The sequence below is a fragment of the Nonomuraea sp. NPDC049758 genome (assembly GCF_040674635.1).
Lineage (GTDB): Bacteria > Actinomycetota > Actinomycetes > Streptosporangiales > Streptosporangiaceae > Nonomuraea.
Map to the genome: position 1 here is coordinate 21,888 of NZ_JBFAMZ010000016.1, position 17,451 is coordinate 39,338.

The 17,451-nt window shown below is 75.0% G+C and carries 16 protein-coding genes; 6 read left to right on the forward strand and 10 right to left on the reverse strand.

Annotated features, from left to right (window positions below; genetic code table 11):
• Window positions 1-25 precede the first annotated feature (25 nt).
• The 3 genes from AB0J46_RS34805 to AB0J46_RS34815 all read right to left on the reverse strand — a co-directional run bounded on the left by AB0J46_RS34805 (window position 26) and on the right by AB0J46_RS34815 (window position 2,714).
• Window positions 26-1,150 (reverse strand): hypothetical protein, encoded by a 1,125-nt coding sequence (locus AB0J46_RS34805; protein WP_364338336.1) that lies wholly within the window; start codon window positions 1,148-1,150, stop codon window positions 26-28.
• Between the two features lie 46 nt (window positions 1,151-1,196).
• Entirely contained in the window at window positions 1,197-1,691 is a 495-nt protein-coding gene (locus AB0J46_RS34810) for a sigma-70 family RNA polymerase sigma factor (protein ID WP_364338337.1), read from the reverse strand.
• 90 nt (window positions 1,692-1,781) lie between these two features.
• Window positions 1,782-2,714 (reverse strand): MerR family transcriptional regulator, encoded by a 933-nt coding sequence (locus AB0J46_RS34815; RefSeq protein ID WP_364338338.1) that lies wholly within the window; start codon window positions 2,712-2,714, stop codon window positions 1,782-1,784.
• A gap of 213 nt (window positions 2,715-2,927) precedes the next feature.
• On the opposite strand from AB0J46_RS34815, the gene crtI (AB0J46_RS34820) reads away from it, so the two are divergent.
• From crtI (AB0J46_RS34820) to AB0J46_RS34830, 3 genes are read left to right on the forward strand one after another with little or no spacing between them, the layout of a single operon-like run.
• Entirely contained in the window at window positions 2,928-4,382 is a 1,455-nt protein-coding gene (crtI, locus tag AB0J46_RS34820; protein ID WP_364338339.1) for a phytoene desaturase family protein, read from the forward strand.
• Complete coding sequence (locus AB0J46_RS34825) at window positions 4,379-5,278, forward strand: phytoene/squalene synthase family protein (RefSeq protein WP_364338340.1); 900 nt, start codon at window positions 4,379-4,381, stop codon at window positions 5,276-5,278. The genes crtI (AB0J46_RS34820) and AB0J46_RS34825 overlap by 4 nt, the downstream gene beginning before the upstream one ends.
• The gene (locus AB0J46_RS34830) at window positions 5,275-6,249 is read left to right on the forward strand and encodes a phosphate acyltransferase PlsX (RefSeq protein WP_364338341.1); all 975 of its coding nucleotides are present in this window, start codon (window positions 5,275-5,277) and stop codon (window positions 6,247-6,249) included. The genes AB0J46_RS34825 and AB0J46_RS34830 overlap by 4 nt, the downstream gene beginning before the upstream one ends.
• A 5-nt stretch (window positions 6,250-6,254) precedes the next feature.
• Here AB0J46_RS34830 and AB0J46_RS34835 read toward each other — a convergent pair whose 3' ends face one another.
• Window positions 6,255-6,962, reverse strand: a complete 708-nt coding sequence (locus AB0J46_RS34835) for a spheroidene monooxygenase (protein WP_364338342.1) — start codon at window positions 6,960-6,962, stop codon at window positions 6,255-6,257.
• Here AB0J46_RS34835 and AB0J46_RS34840 point away from each other — a divergent pair.
• Window positions 6,934-7,539 (forward strand): glycerol-3-phosphate acyltransferase, encoded by a 606-nt coding sequence (locus tag AB0J46_RS34840; protein WP_358301613.1) that lies wholly within the window; start codon window positions 6,934-6,936, stop codon window positions 7,537-7,539. The genes AB0J46_RS34835 and AB0J46_RS34840 overlap by 29 nt on opposite strands.
• On the opposite strand, the gene AB0J46_RS34845 is transcribed toward AB0J46_RS34840, so the two are convergent.
• The 3 genes from AB0J46_RS34845 to AB0J46_RS34855 are packed head-to-tail and all read right to left on the reverse strand — an operon-like array spanning window position 7,481 to window position 10,844.
• The gene (locus tag AB0J46_RS34845; RefSeq protein WP_364338343.1) at window positions 7,481-8,638 is read right to left on the reverse strand and encodes a glycosyltransferase family 2 protein; all 1,158 of its coding nucleotides are present in this window, start codon (window positions 8,636-8,638) and stop codon (window positions 7,481-7,483) included. The genes AB0J46_RS34840 and AB0J46_RS34845 overlap by 59 nt on opposite strands.
• Entirely contained in the window at window positions 8,635-10,074 is a 1,440-nt protein-coding gene (gene crtI, locus AB0J46_RS34850) for a phytoene desaturase family protein (RefSeq protein WP_364338344.1), read from the reverse strand. Before crtI (AB0J46_RS34850) ends, AB0J46_RS34845 begins: the two co-directional genes overlap by 4 nt.
• A complete protein-coding gene (locus AB0J46_RS34855; protein WP_364338345.1) occupies window positions 10,062-10,844 on the reverse strand; it encodes a carotenoid biosynthesis protein in 783 nt (260 codons plus the stop codon). The genes crtI (AB0J46_RS34850) and AB0J46_RS34855 overlap by 13 nt, the downstream gene beginning before the upstream one ends.
• Before the next feature lie 120 nt (window positions 10,845-10,964).
• On the opposite strand from AB0J46_RS34855, the gene AB0J46_RS34860 reads away from it, so the two are divergent.
• Window positions 10,965-13,100 carry an NACHT domain-containing protein gene (locus AB0J46_RS34860; RefSeq protein ID WP_364338346.1) on the forward strand — a complete coding sequence of 712 codons (2,136 nt, stop codon included), beginning with the start codon at window positions 10,965-10,967 and terminating at the stop codon, window positions 13,098-13,100.
• Here AB0J46_RS34860 and AB0J46_RS34865 read toward each other — a convergent pair.
• A complete protein-coding gene (locus AB0J46_RS34865) occupies window positions 13,095-13,592 on the reverse strand; it encodes a potassium channel family protein (RefSeq protein ID WP_364338347.1) in 498 nt (165 codons plus the stop codon). The two genes, AB0J46_RS34860 and AB0J46_RS34865, sit on opposite strands and share 6 nt — an antisense overlap.
• Before the next feature lie 100 nt (window positions 13,593-13,692).
• Between AB0J46_RS34865 and AB0J46_RS34870 the strand changes: the two genes are divergently transcribed.
• A complete protein-coding gene (locus AB0J46_RS34870; protein ID WP_364338348.1) occupies window positions 13,693-15,489 on the forward strand; it encodes an alkyl sulfatase dimerization domain-containing protein in 1,797 nt (598 codons plus the stop codon).
• 27 nt (window positions 15,490-15,516) lie between these two features.
• Here AB0J46_RS34870 and AB0J46_RS34875 read toward each other — a convergent pair whose 3' ends face one another.
• Together AB0J46_RS34875 and AB0J46_RS34880 are read right to left on the reverse strand one after the other, a co-directional pair.
• Window positions 15,517-16,140: a response regulator transcription factor gene (locus AB0J46_RS34875; RefSeq protein WP_358301630.1), complete on the reverse strand. Its 624-nt coding sequence runs from the start codon at window positions 16,138-16,140 to the stop codon at window positions 15,517-15,519.
• Window positions 16,137-17,321, reverse strand: a complete 1,185-nt coding sequence (locus AB0J46_RS34880; protein WP_364338349.1) for a sensor histidine kinase — start codon at window positions 17,319-17,321, stop codon at window positions 16,137-16,139. The genes AB0J46_RS34875 and AB0J46_RS34880 overlap by 4 nt, the downstream gene beginning before the upstream one ends.
• Window positions 17,322-17,451 lie beyond the last annotated feature (130 nt).

Genomic DNA, 17,451 nt, shown 5'->3' on the forward strand with positions numbered 1-17,451 from the left:
TTCCTCCGGTCATCGGTCCGGGGGCTCAGGTCCGGGCGGCGTCCCCGGAGAGGAAGTCGCGGACGAGACGGTCGTAACGGGCGCGGTCGACGTTCCACGCCTCCGTGTGCTCGCCCCGCTCGAACGGCTCGAACCGGATCTCCCACCCCAGCCGCCCGCCCGCGGCCACGAGATCGCGCGCCTCCTGGATCGGGTGCTCGGCGTCGGGCACGGTGTGGATCAGCAGCAGCGGCGGCCGGACCCGCGGCGGACGCCGGATCAGGCTGAGCCGGTCCGGATCGACCCCGGTACGCCACCGGACGACCTGGTTCGACAGCCCGGCCAGGAAGCCGGGCAGGCGGTGGTTCCTGACGCCCTGTTCGGCGGTCATGCCGACGTCGATCATGGGGGCGTCCATGACGACCCGGTCTACCAGGGCCGCCAGCGGCGACCGGTCCAGGAACTGCCCGACGACCTGGCCGCCCATCGAGGTGCCGTACAGGACGAACCGCCGCGCCCCCATGGTCCGCGCGTGGCGCAGGGCGGCCTCCAGGTCGCGCCACTCCGAGTCGCCCAGGTGCAGCAGCCCGTCGGGCGAGGCGGGCGCGCCCTGGTCGTTGCGGTAGCTGATGTCCAGGAAGGGCAGCCGCAGCCCGTGCACGACGGGCAGGACCTTCAGCTCCGCCTTGCGCCGCCCGTTCTGGCCGTGGACGGCGACGACCCAGGTGTCGCCCTCGCCTGGCACGTACCAGGCCGGCGCGGGCCCCAGCTCGGTGGGCACCATGGTCTCGGTGTAGCCGATCCCCCAGGCCACCTCGGGATCGCCGGGCGGCACGTTGCCGAACCAGCCGGGCGTGCCGACCGAGGGGACGTGGCCGCGCAGCACCTTGCGCGTCACCCGGTCGGCGGCGCCGGAGACGACGTCGCCGAGCATGGCGTACGAGCCGGTCCACTCCAGCCAGTACGTGCCCGGCTTGCCGGTCTCCGGCGTGCGCGTGAGCGTCACCAGGTCGCCCGCCACGGCCAGGACCTCGGTGTTGGCCGTGCCGTAGCGGACGACGCCGACCGACTGCTCGCTGCCGAACCAGGCCCCGGCCCCCGCCGCCCCGGCCAGGACGACGACGACCGCCAGACCCGCGATCCACAGCCGTCTCTTCTTCAGTGCTCGCATGTATACAGAGTAAACTATGGACGTTTACGGCGTATACATCATTGGCTCAGGCCGTTCCGGCCAGGAGGTCCGAGAGCCGGTGCAGCCCGCGCGAAATGCGGGCCTTGACGGTGCCGATGGGCACCCGCAGGTGCTCGGCGATCTCCCGCTGGGTCAGGTCGGCGAAGTAGGCCAGCTCGATGGCCTGCCTCTGGGCGTCCGACAGTTCGGCGAGCGCGCGGTCGATCTGGTCGCGGTCGCCGAGCGCGTCGGGCGCCGGCCGGGCGCGTCCCGGCAGGTCTCCGGCCTCCTGCAGCGGCACGGTCAGCAACCGCCGCACCCGCAGATGGTCGACGGCGCGGCGGTGGGCGATCGCGAAGACCCACGCGGCCTGGCTGCGCCCGGGGTCGTACCGCCCGCGCGAGCGCCAGACCTCGGCGAAGACGACCTGCAGCAGGTCCTCCACCTCCTCGGCGGGTACGAACCGGCGCAGGTAGGAGCGCACGGAGGGAGCGTGCGTGCGGTAGCACTCGCCGAGCGCTTCCTCGTCACTGATGTCCATGCGCCTGCCCCTCACCGCAAAAACCTATTCAAAACTTATTCATACCGAGGCACGGCAGGCGGTCACAAGCTCATCGGGGGAAAGGGCGGCTCAAATCAGGGTCGACATGACGCATGCGACGGCGTCGGGCAGCGTCGACACCCGGACGACGCCCTCGGGGGCCGGGCCCTGCCAGCCACGCCCGCCGATGACGATCCGGCAGGCGGGACGCACCTGGGGCAGGGCGGCGAGAGGCGCGGTTTCGCCGGTCTCCGCCCGCTGCGACCAGACGAACACGGCCGCGGGCCCGAGCCGCCGCATCGCGTGCGCCAGCGCCGGATAGGGAGTGCGGGCGCCGAGCACGCGGGTCTGCACGCCGCGTTCGGCGAGCGCGGCGGCCAGGGCGTGCACCGGAAGGCTGTGCTGCTCCTCCTCGGCGCAGGCCAGGAGCACCGGCCGGTCCGACCGCGGCGGCACGTCGCCGGCGAGCCGGTGCAGCGCCGCCTGGAGGTGGCCGGACAGCAGGTGCTCGGCGTCGATGCCGGACCCGGTCGCGTCCTGGCCCCGGCAGACGGCGTCGAGCGCGGGCAGGAAGAGGTGTTCCCACGTCCACACCACGCCCTGCGCGGCCAGCGTCTCCTCGACCAGGGCGGCGACGGCTCTGCCGTCGAGCATGACCGCGGCGCGGGCCAGCGCGGCGACGACCTGCCGCGGCGCGGGCCGCCCGCCGGGAGGCCGCGGCGTCCGCCGGCCGCCGGAGGGAACGGCCGCCGTCCGCGCGCCAGGGGTGTCGGGCAGCGCGAGGGCGAGCCTGGCCGCCTCGGCCGGCACCAGACCGGTGGCGATCAGGCGTTTCATCTCGGCCAGCCGCCGCACGTCGGCGGCGCCGTAGCGGCGGTGGCCCCCGGGGCTGCGGCGGCTGGGGCCCAGGCCGTAGCGCAGGTTCCAGGTGCGCAGCGTCGGCGCGGGGATGCCGAGGCGCCGGGAGACGGCTCCGATGCCGAATCCCGCGTCCTCCTCGCTGACCGGTGTGTCCTCATCCATGATGTTCCCGCTGCCGCTCGACGTGTCCGACTATCTTTTCGCGCTTGCGGGGTGCTTGGGCGCATGGCTGGGCGCGTCCGGCTTGATCCCGTTGTCCGGTGACGTGCAACCGGGCGCGCTCCTGGCACGAATTCTGTTCATAGCGACAGAAGGAGCTGCGTGCATGGACACGGTGACCTCGCAGGCCGGGCACGTGCGTGGGACGGCCGACCGATGAGCCCGGTGGTCGTCGTCGGGGCCGGGCTGGGCGGGCTGGCCGCGGCCGTCCACCTGGCGGCCGCCGGTCGTCAGGTCACCGTGGTCGAGGCCCTCGACGAGCCCGGCGGCTGCTGCGGCACCGCCCGCCTCGGGCCGTACCGCTTCGACACCGGCCCCTCGGTGCTGACCATGCCGGGCGTGCTGGCCGAGGTCTTCGGCGCGGCCGGGCAGGAGCTGCGGCACTGGCTGCCGTTGCGCCGCCTGGACCCGTCGTACCGGATGGTCTTCGACGACGGGTCGCGGCTGGACGTCCGGCCCGAACGCGAGGCGATGGCCGAGCAGGTGCGGACGGTGTGCGGGCCCGCCGAGGCGGCGCGCTACGACCGCTACCGGGCGCTGCTCGACGAGCTGTTCCGGGTGGAGTGGCCGGCGTTCATCGACGCGGACGTGAGCCGGCTGCGCGCCCTGGCCCGGCCGGCCGCGCTGCTCCGGCTGGCCCGGCTGGGCGGCTTCCGGCGGCTGGACCGCCTGGCCGCCCGGCACCTGCGCGACCCCCGGCTGATCAAGGCCCACACCTTCCAGTCCCTGTACGTGGGGCTCGCGCCGCAGCGCGCGCTCGGCATCTACGCCGTCATCGCCCACATGGACACCGTCGGCGGCGTGTACTTCCCGCGGCGCGGCGGCATGCACGCCATCCCCTCGGCCATGGCGGCCCTGCTGGCGAAGCTGGGCGGCGACCTCCGCTACGGCGCCCGCGCCGACCAGGTCGAGACGGACTCCGACGGCGTCACCGGGGTGCTGCTGGCGGGCGGCGAGCGGCTCGCGGCGCGGCAGGTGGTCGTGGCCTGCGACCGCCTGGCCGCCCGGCGGCTGCTGCCCGGCCCGGCGGCCGACTGGCGGTTGCGCCGCCCCCACCACTCCCCCTCCTGCCTGGTGCTGCACGTCGGCCTGGACCGTCCCCTGGACGGCCAGGCCCACCACACCCTGCATTTCGGACGGGCCTGGCGGGAGACCTTCACGGCGCTGGCGGCCGGCCGTCCGCAACCCGATCCCAGCCTGCTGATCACCCATCCCGAGCCGGACGGCGAGGCCGCGCCGCCCGGACAGGCCACGCTCAGCGTCCTGGAACCCGCGCCCAACCTGCGGACCGCCGACTGGGACCGGTTGCGGCCCGAGTTGGAGACGCGGCTGCTCGACCGCCTGGCCGCGCTCGGCCACGGCGACCTGTCCGGCGCGCCCCGGCTGGTGCTCGACCCGCCCGCCTGGGCGGCGCGCGGGCACAGCGCGGGCACCCCGTTCGCGCTGGACCACCGCTTCACCCAGACGGCGTGGCTGCGGCCCTCGGCCGTCGCCCGGCGGGTGCCGGGACTGCACTTCGCCGGCATGTACACCGCGCCCGGCGTCGGGATCCCTCCGGTGCTGATCTCCGGCCGGCTCGCCGCCGAACGCATCATGAAGGAGGCCCGTTGACGCTCACCGCCAGCTACGAACGCTGCCGACAACTCCACGCCCGCTACGGCCGCTCCTACTACCTGGCCACCCGCCTGCTGCCCCAGTGGAAACGCCGGCACGTGCACGCCCTGTACGGCTTCGCCCGCTACGCCGACGAGATCGTCGACTCCTTCACCATGACCGGCGACCGCGCCCGCGCGCTCGACGACCTGGCCGCCAAGGTCGAGGCCGGGCTGGCCGGGGCGGCGACCGGCGATCCGATGCTGCCCGCGTTCCTGCACACCGTGCACTCCTTCGGCATCGACCACGGCGACGTCCGCGCCTTCCTCGCCTCGATGCGCGCCGACCTGTCGGTGCGGCGGTACGCGACCTACGACGACCTGCTGGGGTACATGTCGGGATCGGCCGCCGCGATCGGCACGATGATGCTGCCGGTGCTGGAGCCGGCGCCCGGCCACGAGGAGGCGGCCCGCGAGCCGGCCCGCCAGCTCGGCCTGGCCTTCCAGCTCACCAACTTCCTGCGCGACGTCGCCGAGGACTTCGCCCGCGGCCGGGTCTACCTGCCGATGGAGGACCTGGACAAGTTCGGCGTCGTGCCCGGCATGCTGGGCGAGCGGCGGACCCGGCGGACGGTGCGCGACCTGCTGGCCTTCGAGGCCGGGCGGGCCCGCGAGCACTACCGGGCCGCCGACGAGGGCATCGGCCTGCTCGTGGCCTCCTCGCGGCCGTGCGTGCGCGCCGCCTTCGAGCTGTACGGCGGCATCCTCGCCGAGATCGAGCGCCGCGGCTTCGACGTCCTGGCCGGGCGGGTGCGGGTGCCGCGCCGCCGTAAGGCCGCCGTCTTCGCCCGGCACCTGCTGGCCTCCGCCGGGTCGGGCCGGGCCGAGCGGCGCGTCCGCGTGGAGCTGCCGTGACCGGCGCGGCCCCTGTGGTCCTGGACGCGATGGGCGGCGACCACGGGCCCGCCGAGGTGGTCGCGGGGGCGGTGCTGGCCTGCCGCGAGCACGGCGTGCCCGTCGTCCTGGCCGGTCCGGCGCCGCGGCTGGCCGAGGAGCTGCGGCGGCACGGCGCCGCGGACGAGATCGCGGTGGTCCACGCCGAGGACGCCGTGCCCATGACCGAGCGCGGGGCGGGCGCGACCGCGCTGGCCGCCTCCAGCCTGGCGATCGGCTGCGACCTGGTCGGACGGGGGGAGGGCGGGGCGCTGGTGTCGGCCGGGTCCACCGGCGCGGTGGTCGCCTGCGCGGTGCGCGGCATCGGCCGGGCGACCGGCGTGCTGCGGCCCGCGCTGGCCGTGGCGCTCCCGTCGCTGCCGGGCGGGGCGAGCGTGCTGGTGGACGCCGGCGCGATCACCGATCCGAGCCCCGCCATGCTGGCCCAGTTCGCGCTGCTCGGCGCGGGGTACGCGCGGGCCGTGCTGGGCGTGGCCGATCCGGTGGTGGGGCTGCTGTCGATCGCGGCGGAGCCGGGCAAGGGCAACCGGCTGGCCCGGCAGGCCGAGGAGCTGCTGAGCGAGCTGCCGGTGCGCTTCCACGGCCCGGTCGAGGGGCACGACGTCCTGGCCGGCACGGTGGACGTGATCGTCACCGACGGCTTCACCGGCAACGTCGTGCTCAAGAACGTCGAAGGCTGCGTGCGCACGGCGCTGACCATGGTGGCCGACGCCGGCATCGCCGCCCCCGACCGGCTCGCCGAGGTGGCGCGCCGCTACGACCCGCAGACGCACGGCGGCGCCGTCCTGCTCGGCCTGCGCGGCACCGTCGTGGTCGCGCACGGCTCCTCGCGGGCGGCCACGATCGCCCGCGCCTGCGTGGTGGCCCACACGCTGGCGGGGCGGGATCCGGCGGCCGGGATCGCGGCGAGCGCCGTCACGGCGGCGGGATGAGGGGGTCAGCCCAGCGGGTCGCGCCCGTCCCAGCGGCCCTCGCTGGCATAGGGGACGAAGCGGGCGAACAGCTCTTCGGCGTACCAGTCGCGGGCCCGTACCCGCTCGATGACCCGCCGGTGGGCGTGGCCCCGGTAGGCGAAGTCCCGTACGGCACTCCGGTCGCGCCACAGCGAGAAGGTGGCCTGCCGGGCGAGCGGCCACTCCCCCATGCCGACCGAGGCCAGGCAGCCGTCCTGCCGCCGCAGCAGCTCCTCGACCGGCGGGACCGACCGGTAGAAGGCGACCAGCCGGCCGGGCCGGATGGACGCCCTGGTGAGCACCGCCACCGGGCCGGGCCCGCCGTCGTCGCGGGCCGGCACGCCGCCGAACGGGTCGCGGCCGCCCCACGCGCCGCGCGAGGCGAGCGGGGCCAGCCGGGTCTGCCAGTGCTCCGCGGACTCCGTCCGCCAGCGGGCGGCGATCGGCGAGTCGCGCAGGAACTCCTCCAGGTCGCTCTCCCGCCGCCAGACGGCGAACAGCGCCCAGCGCCGCAGGTCGGCGCCCAGCGACATCGAGCGTCCCCTGCCGGTGCCGAGCAGCCGCCAGAAGAGCGGGCCGCCGGGGCGGCGCAGCAGCGGCCGGTCGAAGGCCATGTGCTTCATCGCCCCCCTGCCGCCGTACCGGACGAGGTGGAACGACGCGATGGTTGAGGTGCTCGTGTCGGTCGTCATCGGCTACCTGCTGGGGTCGGTGCCGGTCGCGGTCCTGACGGCGCGGGCGCACGGCGTCGATCCGCGCGACGTCGGGGACCGCAACCCGGGGTACTGGAACGTCAAGGAGCAGCTCGGGCGGTGGGCGGGCGTGCCGGTGTTCGCCGGCGACACGCTGAAGGGCGCTCTGGCCGCCCTGGTCGCGCTGGTGATCGGCGGCGGCCACACCGCAGCCTTCGGCGTGGTGTCGGGGGCGAGCGTGGCGCCGGTGTACCTGGCGGTGGCGGCGGCCATGGCGGGGCACGCGTGGCCGCTGTTCGCCGGCTTCCGGGGCGGCCGGTGCGTGCTCACCTTCGCCGGCGGGGTCGCGGTCATCTGCCCGCCGGCGTTCGGGCTGGCCGTGGCGGCGCTGACGCTGGTGGCGCTGGCGACGCGGTCGTTCGCGGCGGGCGCGCGCCTGGCGGTGTTCGGGGTGCCGTTGCTGCAGCTGCTGTTCATGCCGGCCGAGCTGGTGGCGGCCACCGGGGGGCTGATGTGCCTCATCGGGCTGCGTTTCGGGCAGGCCGCGCTGGCCGGCCGCCGCTCGTCCCACCGCTGACGTCGCCGACCTCGCCATCGATGTCGCCGCCGCCGTCGCCGTAGGTGCGGCCGCGCCAGCTGCGCACCGGGCGTACGGTGGCCTGCGTCAGGCGGAACGCGGTGGCCGGGTCCAGCAGCGGCGACAGCAGCAGCCCCACTCCGGGCCGCCGGTAGCTGCCCCGCAACGCCGCCGTCAGTGACACCCGCAGTCCCAGCAGCGCCAGGTCCAGGCCGGTCGGGCGGCCCGCGGCCAGCCGCAGCACGGGCAGCGCCGCCGTCAGCCAGATGACCGCCAGGTCGGCCGCCTGCCAGCCGGGGCCGGTCACGTCGGCCAGCGGCAGCGAACGGCCCCACTCCCGCCACAACTCGCCCGCCGAGTCGTGCATGTCGACCTCCAGCAGGCCGCCGGCGTCCAGGAAGCCCACCGACCAGCCCTGTGCGGCCAGGCGGCGGGCCAGCGCCACGTCGTCGGTCATCCGGTCGCGCACGAGCGCGAAGCCGTCCGCCTCGGTCATCCGGGAGCGCCGGAAGGCCATGCACTGGCCGTTGGCGATCGCCCGGTGCGGCGGCGGCGGGCTCGGCGGGCCGACGGGGCCGAAGCGGTAGACCAGCGTCGCCAGCATCGAGGCGTGCAGGGCCTGCTCCAGCGCGCCGTCGCAGACGAAGCGCGGGCCGGCGCTGACCAGGTCGTAGCGGTCCAGGGCCGCGGCCAGGGCGCCGAACAGGCCGGGCGCGGGCCGGACGTCGGCGTCCAGCGTGACCACCACGCCGGCGCGGGCGGCGGCCACCCCCTGCCGCAGCGCCCACTGCTTGCCGACCCAGCCGGGCGGCAGCGGATCGGCGGTGACGACGGTGGCGCCCAGCGACGCCGCCAGCCTCGCCGTGCCGTCCCGGGAGCCGTCGTCCACGACGATCACCTCGCGCACGCCGGGGGCGGCCAGCGCGGCGCGCAGGCACGGGCCGATCCTGGCCTCCTCGTCGCGGGCGGGGATCACCACGGAGACCGGCTCGCCCGCGACCGGACGGGGCCGCAGCGCGGGCAGCCGCCGCCGCCCCCGCGCGAGCCGGGCCGCCACGACGGCCGCCGCCACGCCCTGCGCGACGGTGAGCGCCCTCATCGCGAACCGCCCGCGAGGTCCTGGGACACCAGGCCGGCCACGATGCGGGCGCCCAGCGTCACCATCGGCAGGCCGCCGCCGGGATGGGCCGAGCCGCCCACCAGGTACAACCCGCGTCTCGGCCCCCGGTTGCCCGGCCGGGCGAAGGACGCCAGCCTGCCCCGGTAGGCGCTGCCGTAGATCGCGCCGCCCCAGGAGCCGTACCGGTCCCGCAGGTCGGCGGGGGTGAGGACGTCGACGAAGCGCAACCGGCCGGCCAGGTCGCAGCCGCGCCCGGCCAGCCGCTCCAGCACCAGGTCCCGGTACGCCTCGACCCCGATCCCCCACCGGGCCGGATCCCGGGCGGGCACGTTGACCAGCATCGTCCAGTTCTCCGCCCCGCCCGGCGCCTGGGAGGCGTCGTCCACCGCCGAGCAGCCGACGTAGACCGTGGGGTCGAGGGGCGGACGCCCCCGGTCGAAGATGTCGGCGAACTCGCGCTCGTAGTCGGCCGAGAACAGCACCGAATGGTGCGGCAGCCCCGGCGTGCTGCCCTCCACCCCGGCCAGCAGCAGGAAGGCCGAGGAGGAGGCGCCGAGCCGGGCGATCCGGCGCAGCCGCCGCCGGTCCGGCGACAGGCGGCCGTACAGGGCGGCGGCGTCGGTGCCGGCCACCACGACGTCGGCCCGCACTCTGCGCCCGCTCGCCAGCCGTACCCCGGTGACCCTGGACGCGTCGGCCTCGACGGCGGCGACGGGCTCGGACAGGAAGATCTCCACCCCGGCGGCCTTCAGCAGCAGCGTCAGGTCGTCGGCCAGGCGGGCCAGACCGCCGGGCGCGTACCAGACGCCCTCCCCGTGCTCCAGCGCCGGGACGCAGCCCAGCGCCGCCGGCGCCCGGTACGGGCTCGACCCGGCGTACGTGGCGTAGCGGCCGACGTACTGCCGCAGGCGGGGGTCACGGAAGTGGCGCTGCGCCAGCCCGGCCAGGGTGCGGGCGGGGGCCACCGCGGTCAGGTCGGACAGCCGCGGCCGTCCCTGCCGCCGGATCGGCGGACCGGCGAACACGGTCCGCTCCGCCGCCCGCAGGCAGCCCCGCGCCCACTGGTGGAAGGCCGTCCAGGCCCGGCCCTCGCCCGGCGCCAGCCGCTCCACCTCGGCGGCCATCCGCGCCGGGTCGCGGTGGGCGTCCAGGACCGCGCCGTCGGCGAAGCGGTACCGGCACAGCAGGGCGGGTTCGATCAGCTCGCGCTCCAGCCCCAGTTCGCGCAGCACGCGCGGCATGGTGAGCAGCGAAGGGCCGAGGGAGAAGGTGAAGCCGTCACGGCGATGCTCGGCCAGCTTGCCGCCCAGCCGCGGCAGCTGCTCGTACAGCCGCACCTCGTGCCCCTGGCGGGCCAGCAGCAGCGCGCACGCCATGCCGCCCATGCCGCCGCCGATCACCGTCACCTCGGCCATGACCGCCTCCAGGCCGGCGCGGCGAACGCGCCCATCGTGATCCCTCCGGCGGCGGCGACCAGCAGGTCCGGCGGCCGGAACACCGCCGCGAAGCCCACCGTCTCCATCACCGCCATGACCGTGTACAGCGCCAGCAGCCCGCGCGCCGGGGAGCCGGGGCGGACGATCCGCCCGACGACCACCATGACCAGCGCCGACACCAGCAGCCAGCCGGCGAAGTTGCTCAGCGGCACGCCGCGGTAGAAGCCCTCCCGCGCCCACGTCCACAGGCCGAGCCGGACCATCTGGGGGTCCAGGAACAGGTCCCACGCCGTCAGCGCGCCCGCGCCCGCGCACATCCGGGCCACCCCGCCGGACGGCACGACCGCGACCGCCACCGCGTGGGCCGCCAGCCCCATGCCGCCCCACGCCAGCACCACCACCACGGGAACCCCGGCCACCTGCGGCCACAGCGCGTCGCTGTAGCTGTAGGAGCCGAACGGGAACCCGGTCAGCAGCCCCGCCAGCTCGGCCGCGTACCCGGTCAGCGCCGCGCCGGCGAAGGCGGCCGACGCCCTGGCCGCGCCCCAGGCGTCCGCGGCGAAGGCCAGGGCGCACGCCGCCAGCAGCACGACGATCACCCCGGTGAGCCGTTCGGGCCGCGCGGCCAGCCCGGACGCCACCTGGCAGCCCATCATGGCCAGCACCGACAGCACGCCGAGCGCGCGGCCCGGCCGCAGCGCCGATCTCAGCGCCGCGCCCGTCACCTGCCGGTCTGGTGTGCGTTCCACATACCTGTGTTTCGCACGTGCCGCCCGCGGGGTTGCACGTGCCCCGAGCCGGTAGGGGACGAAGAGGATCTTTGTCGCGTTCCCCGCACACGACGGCTGCCCGCTTGAAATGCTGGGACCGTGAGCCGGCGGACGAAGACATGGTGGTTCTGGGCGGGCGTGGCGGCCGGGATGGTCATGCTGGTGGCCGCCGCGCTGCGGCTGTGGTCGCTCTACCCCGGCGACGTCGACCCGGTCGGCGCGGGGCTGGCGCTGGCCGGAACCGGCATCGCCGCGATGTCCTGGTGGCAGGCGCAGCGGCTGGCCGACACCGACGTGCAGGCGGCCGCGATCCTGCTGGCCGGGCGGGTGCTGGCCGAGGAGCGGGCCCAGCGGGCACAGCTGCTGGGCCGCAAGGGCAGCGACGCGGTCATCGACGTCGACTTCTCCTTCCACCCCACCGGCGGTTCCGCCTCCGCGCCGCCGACCGGCAGCCTGAAGCGGGTGGCCGCCTACTTCCGCGAGCTGGGCGGCCCGGGGCGGCTGGTGATCACCGGGGTGGCGGGTTCGGGCAAGACCGTCCTCGCCATCGAGCTGATCCTCCGGCTGCTCGACGGCCGGCGGCCCGACGACCGCGTCCCGGTGCGGATCACCGCGGCGAGCCTGGATCCCGACGTGCCGGTGCGGGACATGCTCGCCCGGCACCTGACCGCCGCGTACGGCCTGAAGCCGGTGACCGCGCGCACGCTCGTGGCGGCGGAGCGGATCCTGCCCGTCGTGGACGGGCTCGACGAGATGGACGAGACCGACGAGCCGGGCTACGGGTCGCGGGCCGCCCGGGCGCTGCGCGCGCTGGAGGAGTACGAGCACGGGCTGGACCGCTGCAGCATGGTCCTGACCTGCCGCACCGACCAGTACGACGCCCTGGTCGCCGACCGGGCCGTCCCTCGCGGGATCGTCCGGGTCGACGTGGGCAAGGTGGGCGGCGACAAGGCGTGGAGCTTCATCCAGGCCGTCACCGACCAGGAGGACCCCGACCGCTGGCGGCCGGTCCTCGATGCGCTGACCCGCGACGGCCACGTGCTGGCCGAGGCGCTGAACACGCCGTGGCGGCTGACCCTGGCGGTCAGCGTCTACGAGCAGCGCGACCCGGTCACCGGGCGTTATGTGCGCTCTCCCGAGGTCCTCACGCGCTTCGCCGACCAGCAGGCCGTACGGGAGCATCTCCTCGGCCTGTTCATCCCCGCCCGCCTGGCCGCGGCGGACCCGGCGGGCAAGGGGCCGGACGCCCAGCGCACGCACGCCTACCTGGCCGTCCTGGCCGCTCACCTGCGCGCCAACACGGGCCGGCCGCCGTTGCACGGGCGTGTGTTGTCCGGCACGGATCTCGTGCTGCACCAGTTGTGGCCGCTGGCCGGAGACCGGGCGCGGCTCTTCGGCGCGCTGGTGACCCTGGCGACCTGTCTTCCCGGGGTCGCCGCCACCGTCGTCGCGGCCGTCGTGGTGTTCTCGCAGGTCGAGATCGTGGACGGGAAGATCTCGGGCGCGACGGTGATGGCCGTCGGCCTGCTCCTGCTGCCCGGCGCGGTGGCGGTGGGCCTGCTGACCGAACCGGTCAGGGCCTGGCGGGAGGCGTGGTCCGCGGCGGACGAGGACGGCCTGCTCCGGTCCCGCGGCGGACAGAGCCGCAGGAGGAGCGTCGTGAACGGCGTGCTGGCCGCCCTGTACGGCAGCGTGACGAGCGCGGCGGTCATCATGGAGTTCGGCGCCGCGCTGCCGCTGTGGGTGCCGATCGTCTTCGGCGTCCTGGTGGGCGTGGGGATGGCGAGCGGGAGGGACGTGGAGCAGGGCTATGCCGGCTCCTGGGACGGCGTCGACCCGAGGACGGTCATCCGGAACGACGTCGTCTCCACGCTCGTGGCCGCGCTCACCTTCGGCCCCGGCTTCGGGTTCATGCTGGGCATCTGGTTCGTGAAGCTGCTGGAGGGGATCCCGGTCGTCGCGGCGGTCGCGGTGGGCGCGGTGTTCGGCATGTCGCTGGTGGCGTCCTGGTCGCCGCTGCTGGCGCGCCGCTACCTGGGGCTGCTGCTGGCCACGCGAGGGCGGCTGCCGTGGCGGCTGGGCCGGTTCCTGCACCGCTGCTACGGCGCCGGGCTGCTGCGGATCTCCGGGATCGCCTACCAGTTCCGGCACCGCGAGCTTCAGGACTACCTGGCCACGCATCCCCAGGCCGGCACGGCGTCCCCCGTCCCCTGCCTGGAGGGAGAGCCCTCATGACGACTCCTGCGAGCGCCACACGCCCACGATGAGCGCGAGCGCCGACGTCACGACGATCAGATCGAAGATCACCTGCACGACGACCAGGGCCTTCGCCCCCTGCCCGAGGGGGACGACGTCGCCGTAGCCGACCGTGCCCAGGGTGATCACCGAGAAGTAGAGCGCGTCCACGCGCGTGCGCAGGCCGTGGAACTGCGCGGCCATCAGGAAGTACAGCGTCGCGAAGAAGACCACCACGACGATGACGACGGTCAGCAACATCGCCAGCTGCTCCGCCAGCGACCGTCCGGGCCGCAGCGCGCGCCCCACCTGCCGCCCCAGCAGCCAGGCCAGCACGATCACCCCGGCCAGGCAGGCCACGACGCGCAGCTCGGGCGAGCCGTCCTGGAGTTTCTCGGTCGGCAGCGGCACGGCGAAGTAGACGCCGGTGATCAAGGCGGCGGCGACCGCGCTCCGCACCCATGCCAGCACGCCGGCCGGAGAAGCACACATGAGAGGAACGTTCCTCGGACCGGCGGCCGCATCGCCGGGAATGCTCTTTCTTGAGGCTCTCCTTGCCCTTATCGCAGACTGCCGAGGGCAGGACGCTCACATGGCAGACCTTCCCTTCCAGGACCGGACGGACTTCGAGCACGCCGATCGCGGCTTCGTCGCCAGGCTGACCCCCGGCGTGGTCAGGACGTCCGGGGGCGAGGTCGTCTGGGACAACGACGTCTACGGCTTCCTGACCGGCGACTGCCCGCCGACCGCCCATCCGAGCCTGTGGCGGCAGGCGCAACTGTGCGCCCGGCAGGGCCTGTACGAGGTGACCGACGGCATCTACCAGGTGCGCGGCCTGGACCTGTCCAACATGACCCTCGTGGAGGGCGACACCGGCGTCGTCGTCATCGACCCGCTGGTCTCCGCCGAGTGCGCCGCCGCCGCGCTCGGGCTCTACCGCGACCATCGCGGCGACCGGCCGGTCACCGGGGTCGTCTACACCCACAGCCACGTCGACCACTTCGGCGGCGTGCGCGGCGTCACCGACGGCGGCGTGCCGATCGTGGCGCCCGCCGGCTTCATGGAGCACGCGGTCGCCGAGAACGTCTACGCCGGCAACGCCATGAACCGCCGCGCCCTCTACATGTACGGCCAGCTCCTCCCCCGGTCCCCCGAGGGCCAGCTCGGCTGCGGGCTGGGCATGGGCACCTCGCAGGGCACCGTCTCCCTGATCCCGCCGACCGTCGACGTCACCCGCACCGGCCAGGAGGAGACGATCGACGGCGTCCGCGTCGTCTTCCAGCTCACCCCGGGCACCGAGGCCCCCGCCGAGATGAACTTCCTGTTCCCCGACCACCGCGCCCTGTGCCTGGCCGAGAACGCCACGCACAACCTGCACAACGTGCTCACCCTGCGCGGCGCGGTGGTCCGCGACGCCCGGGTGTGGGCCCGCTACCTGACCGAGGCCGTCGAGCTCTTCGCCGACCGGGCCGACGTCGCCTTCGCCTCCCACCACTGGCCCACCTGGGGCCGGGACGACATCGTCACCTTCCTGTCCCAGCAGCGCGACCTGTACGCCTACCTGCACGACCAGACCCTCCGCCTGCTCAACCAGGGCCTGACCGGCCCCGAGATCGCCGAGGTCATGCAGGTGCCGCCCGCTCTGGAGCAGGTCTGGCACACCCACGGCTACTACGGCTCGGTCAGCCACAACGTCAAGGCCGTCTACCAGCGCTATCTCGGCTGGTTCGACGGCAACCCCGCCCACCTGTGGGAACACCCGCCCGTCGAGCTGGCCCGCCGCTACGTCGAGTCCTTCGGCGGCACCTCGGCCGTGGTGGCCCTGGCCGGCCGCTACGTCGAGGAGGGCGACCTGCGCTTCGCCGCGACCCTGCTCAACCACGCCGTGTACGCCGACGGGAACGACGCCTCGGCCCGCAGGCTGCTGGCCCAGGTCTACACCCGGCTCGGCCAGGGCGCCGAGAACGCGACCTGGCGCAACTTCTACCTCACCGGCGCGGCCGAGCTGAAGGACGGCCCCTCACCGGGCGCCACCGACACCACCTCGCCGGACGTGCTCGCGGCGCTGTCCAGCGAGCAGATCTTCGACTCCCTGGCCATCCGGGTGAACGGCCCCGACGCCTGGAACGAGCGCTTCGCCATCGACTGGCACCTCACCGACCTGGACGAACGCCACCGGACCACGATGTCCAACGGCGCCCTCATCCACCAGCGGTCACCCACGGGCGACGATGCCGACCTGACGCTGCGGCTCACCCGGCAACGCCTGCTCACCCTGCTCTCCGGCGACGGCGACGGGCTCGACCACGACGGCGACCTGACCGTTTTGGGACGCCTGTTCTCCCTGCTGGAGCAGCCCCAGCCGGACTTCGCCATCGTCACCCCCTGAGACCACGGGAGACGGGCGGCCGCGCGCTCACGGCGGGCGGATGAGGCCCCGCTTCGAGGCCGCCGCGACGGCCGCGGTGCGGGAGTCCACGTCGAGCTTGGTGTAGATGTGCGCCAGATGCGTCTTGACGGTGGTCTCGCTGAGGAACATCACCTTGCTGATCTGCCGGTTCGACAGGCCGGCGGCGACGTGCCCGAGCACCTCCAGCTCGCGCGGGCTGAGCGTGGCGTCGGGGGCCCGGACCCGGCCCAGCAGGCGGGCGGCCACGCTCGGTGCCAGGGCGCTGGCTCCCGCGGCGGCCGACCGGATGGCGGCGTGCAGGTCCTCCGACGGGGCGTCCTTGAGCAGGTAGCCGGTCGCGCCGGACTCGATGGCGGCCACGATGTCGGCGTCGGTGTCGAACGTCGTGAGCACCAGGACGCGGGGGCCGTCCAGGGCCACGATCCGGCGGGTCGCCTCGCTGCCGTGCATGCCCGTCCCCAGTTGCAGGTCCATCAGCACGACGTCGGGGGCGAGCGTGGCGGCCAGCCGCACGCCCTCCTGCCCGGTGGCGGCCTCGCCGACCAGGTCGAAGTCGGGCTGCCCGGCGAGCATGGCGCGCAGGCCGGAGCGGACCACGGGATGGTCGTCCACCAGGACGATCCGGATCACGGCCCCTCCAGCGGCGGCAGCGGCAGGGTCGCCACGACGGCCGTGCCCTCGCCGGGGGCCGACTCCACGGTGAGGCTGCCGCCCAGGGCGCTCACCCGTTCGCGCATCGCGCGCAGGCCGTAGCCGGCCGAACGCCCGGGGTCGAACCCGCGGCCGTCGTCGTACACGTCCAGCATGACCACGTCGTCCAGGTAGGTGAGGGTCACCCCGGCGTGGCCGGCGCCGGAGTGGCGGCTGACGTTGCCGAGGGCGCCCTGGGCGACGCGGAGCAGCGTCGCGTCGTAGTCGGCGGGCAGCGGCGCCGGGGTGCCGGAGACCTCGAAGCGCGCCTGGATGGGCGTGCCCGCCACGGCGGAGTCGCCGGCCCTGCGCAGCGCGGCGGCCAGCGACGAGTGCCGCAGCGCCGCGGGGGCCAGGCCGCGGACGAAGTTCCTGGCCTCCTCCAGGTTCTCCTTGGCCGCGTCCGCCGCCTCGGTGATGCGGCGTTCGGCGGCCGGGAGGTCGTCGGCCAGGTCCCGCCGGGCCGCCCGCAGGAGCAGGATGATGCTGGACATGCCCTGCGCCAGGGTGTCGTGGATCTCTCTGGCCAGGCGTTCCCGCTCGGCCAGCCGTACGGCGTCGCCCTCCGCCTGGAGGAGTTTCCCGCGCGTGCGGACCAGGTCGTCGATCAGCAGGCGGCGCTGCTCGCTCTCGGCGTGCAGCGCCTTGTAGACCATCGCCATCAGGGTGGCCACCGCCGCGCCGATCGTCGGGCCGATGACCAGGGCGGCGGTCAGCCGGCCCTCGTGCCAGGCGGCTGCCAGGACGGCCGCGACGGTCAGCGCCGCCACGCCCGGCAGCGCGACCGCCAGCGGCAGCAGGTGCAGGTAGGCGAAGAAGAGCGGGAAGGCCAGCCAGACGAACTGCGGCGCGGCCAGCGCGAGCAGCGCCCACCCGGCCGTGGTGAGCACCAGCCAGATCCGGCCCAGCAGCAGGTGCGTCGGCCCGCCGAAGTGCGGCAGCCGCGCCTCGATGGTGATGCCCGCCGCGTAGAGGACGCCGAGGAGCGCTCCGCCCAGCGTCGGCGCGAGCCGTCCGGTCCCGGCGACGCCGGCCAGCGCGATCGCCAGGAGGGTCGCGAACGTGCCGTGCACGGTCCAGCGCAGCAGGCGGAGGGCGGGCGGGAACGGATAGTCAGACATCTCTCACCAAGCGTATGCGACGGCCCTGCGCCACAAATCGTCCGAAAGAAGTATTACGGGCGGACCGCATGCACGATGCGCGGCCGATCCTGCGGCGCGCACGCTGGAGGACGTCAACGTGACCTTCAAC

Bases quoted from the DNA above. Each gene is read 5' to 3' on its own strand.
- AB0J46_RS34805 (WP_364338336.1), bottom strand. From the start codon at position 1,150: ATGCGAGCACTGAAGAAGAGACGGCTGTGGATCGCGGGTCTGGCGGTC.
- AB0J46_RS34810 (WP_364338337.1), bottom strand. From the start codon at position 1,691: ATGGACATCAGTGACGAGGAAGCGCTCGGCGAGTGCTACCGCACGCAC.
- AB0J46_RS34815 (WP_364338338.1), bottom strand. From the start codon at position 2,714: ATGGATGAGGACACACCGGTCAGCGAGGAGGACGCGGGATTCGGCATC.
- crtI (WP_364338339.1), top strand. From the start codon at position 2,928: ATGAGCCCGGTGGTCGTCGTCGGGGCCGGGCTGGGCGGGCTGGCCGCG.
- AB0J46_RS34840 (WP_358301613.1), top strand. From the start codon at position 6,934: ATGGTTGAGGTGCTCGTGTCGGTCGTCATCGGCTACCTGCTGGGGTCG.
- AB0J46_RS34835 (WP_364338342.1), bottom strand. From the start codon at position 6,962: ATGACGACCGACACGAGCACCTCAACCATCGCGTCGTTCCACCTCGTC.
- AB0J46_RS34845 (WP_364338343.1), bottom strand. From the start codon at position 8,638: ATGAGGGCGCTCACCGTCGCGCAGGGCGTGGCGGCGGCCGTCGTGGCG.
- crtI (WP_364338344.1), bottom strand. From the start codon at position 10,074: ATGGCCGAGGTGACGGTGATCGGCGGCGGCATGGGCGGCATGGCGTGC.
- AB0J46_RS34865 (WP_364338347.1), bottom strand. From the start codon at position 13,592: ATGTGTGCTTCTCCGGCCGGCGTGCTGGCATGGGTGCGGAGCGCGGTC.
- AB0J46_RS34870 (WP_364338348.1), top strand. From the start codon at position 13,693: ATGGCAGACCTTCCCTTCCAGGACCGGACGGACTTCGAGCACGCCGAT.
- AB0J46_RS34880 (WP_364338349.1), bottom strand. From the start codon at position 17,321: ATGTCTGACTATCCGTTCCCGCCCGCCCTCCGCCTGCTGCGCTGGACC.